The following is a 2,598-nucleotide window of genomic DNA, read 5'->3' on the forward strand; positions in this document are numbered from 1 at the left end:
CAATCGGGTACGCCCGCATTCCAGCCTTGACGGCAGAGCGCCAGATGAGGCCTACTTCACCCCGCTACCGCTTCCCGAGGCGGCCTAACCAGAGGCAGTGTTCCACTTATAAATCGGGAATTCCTGTCCAAACAAACCGAGCCACCTCTATCCGCAATCGCGGCGCCTATCGCCGCTTCGGCGGTATTGATCTTCAATCGGCAGATAGGACGGACCCCTCGACTCGGTTTGCCGTCTCGAGGGTTGAATGAATACCCAAGTCATGCCCGACGGGAGCGTCGTGTAGGTGACACACATATGCTTGGCCAAATCGTCCAGCGTCTTTGGCGTTCCGTGGGCCGAAAAATAGGCGGGACTCCCGCACACGACACGGCGAATTTCGCCGACCCTGGTCGCAACGAGCACACTATCCGATAACGTCCCCGTACGAATGGCGAGATCAATGTGCTCATCGACGATATCGAGCGTATGATCTGAGCGCGTTAAATAGATACTAATCTCGGGAAATTTGGCCAGGAACGCGGTGACAATCGGGACGACATATAGCCGGCCGAAACGATCGGTGCAGTGATCGTCAGAACGCCACGCGGGATACTGTACTCGCCAGCAGCGTGGGATTCGGCCTCTCCAACCTGATCAAGAATGCTCCTGCACGCGGCGAGATAATTGCCGTCGGCCTCTGTCTGTTGATTTCCACCGAGATCCGACCCGGGATTGGGCGGTTTTTTCCATTGAGAAGTGACCCATGTTTGAAACCACCCCTGCTTGATGATTGCATGGGACTTTGAGTGATAGACATGGCGTTACTGAGCGTTATCCGACGCTGGAATCTGAGGGACGGACTTTCGATCCGGGAGATTGCACGGCGTACGGGACTGTCGCGGAACACGCGGGCGACCGGGCAGCGCTCCGACGCTTGCTTTCTGCATTACGGGAAGAAGGCTTAATTCCGGCGGCCCCTCCAGCTGAGCGCACGGAGCATGAGCAGATTGTTGATGTGTTCGCGGCTTATCTCACGATTGAGAGAGGGCTCGCCGCCTCGACGGTGGAAAGCCACACAAGCTGCTCTCACACCGATTTCTGCGGTAGGTCTGTCCGGCTGGCGCGGATGGGTTTGCAGCGCTCACCCCGGAGATCGTCATCGGTTATGTCGAGCGACATGCTCTCGATGGCTCCGCCGACAGCGGCAAGGCGATGTGCGGGTTGGTGCGCGCCTTCCTGCGCTACTTGCATCTGAAGGGCTTCATTTCGGTAGCCTTGGCCGATTGCGTGCCGTCAATCCGCCGCTGGCGGCTTGCTGGCCTGCCAACCTTCCTGCCGCCACAGAAGGTCCAGCAGGTTCTCGATGCCTGCGATCAGACCACGGCAATGGGACTTCGAGACTATGCGGTTCTGATGGTCCTGGCCAAGCTCGGCTTGCGCGCCAGCGAGGTTGCGGCGCTCAACTTTGACGACATCGACTGGCGGTCGGGCAAGATCCTTGTCCACGGCAAGGGGCGGCGGCAAACGATGATGCCGCTACGCCACGATGTCGGCGCAGCTATCGTCGACAGCCGAAGCAGGACGCTCGCGATAGAATCTGTCTCTCTGCTTCGGCAATCAATAGGTCCATCAGGAAACAGTGACGATCACAACTAGCGACTCCGGCCCTAGAACACAGGGCAGCTTTGGAGAAGCGCCGTGAAAGTCAGCAAATGGCGGATAGTGTTGAAAAAGTCCGCGACCGAGGCCATAGGGCTGCGCAGATAGAATTTCTTGCCGCAAGTGGACTGCCTGGGAATCTTGATTCCAGCAGTACGCTCGGCGAGGAATGCCTTTCTACTTCAGGGGCATGCCTTCCGGAACACCGAACTTTTTCAACATTGGGTAATGGGGCGGCAGCTCTTCGCGGAGACCGATAGGATCGGCTCCGATATTTGAAGAGGAGACTGACCCATGGATTATTTTGCAGGTTTGGATATCTCGATGGAAGAGACGCATGTCTGCGTTCTCGACTGTGAGGGTGCAGTCGTTCACGAGGCGAGGACGATTTCGACGGCTGAGGCGATCTTTGCTTCGCTGGCGAAGGCGCCCAGTTGCCGACGGGTCGTGTTCGAAACCGGTCGCATGGCTCCGATGCTCTATCACGGCCTTAGAGAACGCGACGTCCCTGTCGTCTGCATCGAGAGCCGCCAGGCCTACCAGGCGCTGAAATCGTTGGCGACCCACAAGACCGACCGCAACGATGCCCGTGGCTTGGCCCATCTCGCCCGCACCGGGTTCTTCAAACCGACTCATGTGAAGTCTCTGCCGGCGCATGCCATCCGCTCACTGGTCATCGCGCGCAAGAAGCTGGTCGGCCAGCGCGTCATGCTGGAGAACCAGATCCGCGGCCTCGCCGTGGTGTTCGGCGTCCGGCTACCCCGGGCGCTCAGCCCCGCCTTCATCAAACAGGCGCTACAAGCAAGCGAAGGAATCGACGGCCTCTCTGCGGCCATGCGAGGCCTCATCGCGGCGCGGGCTGCCGTGCTCTCAGCTGTCTCGGCAATCGATGCCGACATGAAGAAGATGGCCAAGGCTTCCGGCGTTTGCCGCCGACTGATGACGATCCCCGGCGTC

General features: G+C 59.2%; 3 protein-coding genes. 2 read left to right on the forward strand and 1 reads right to left on the reverse strand.

All coding sequences use genetic code 11. The features are described from left to right. Positions 1-147 precede the first annotated feature (147 nt). The gene (locus G6N73_RS37795; protein WP_343044848.1) at positions 148-618 is read right to left on the reverse strand and encodes a LysR substrate-binding domain-containing protein; all 471 of its coding nucleotides are present in this window, start codon (positions 616-618) and stop codon (positions 148-150) included. A 576-nt stretch (positions 619-1,194) separates the two neighbouring features. Between G6N73_RS37795 and G6N73_RS37800 the strand changes: the two genes are divergently transcribed. Continuing rightward, entirely contained in the window at positions 1,195-1,638 is a 444-nt protein-coding gene (locus G6N73_RS37800) for a tyrosine-type recombinase/integrase (RefSeq protein WP_246252826.1), read from the forward strand. Between the two features lie 297 nt (positions 1,639-1,935). Further along, positions 1,936-2,598, forward strand: a 663-nt coding sequence (locus G6N73_RS35220) for an IS110 family transposase (protein WP_165034470.1), incomplete at its 3' end; no start/stop codon positions are given.

This window comes from Allomesorhizobium camelthorni, assembly GCF_011045125.1.
Classification (GTDB): domain Bacteria; phylum Pseudomonadota; class Alphaproteobacteria; order Rhizobiales; family Rhizobiaceae; genus Allomesorhizobium; species Allomesorhizobium camelthorni.

Excerpts from the sequence above, each read along its gene's own strand:
- G6N73_RS37800 (WP_246252826.1), top strand. The coding sequence starts at position 1,195 with ATGTGCGGGTTGGTGCGCGCCTTCCTGCGCTACTTGCATCTGAAGGGC.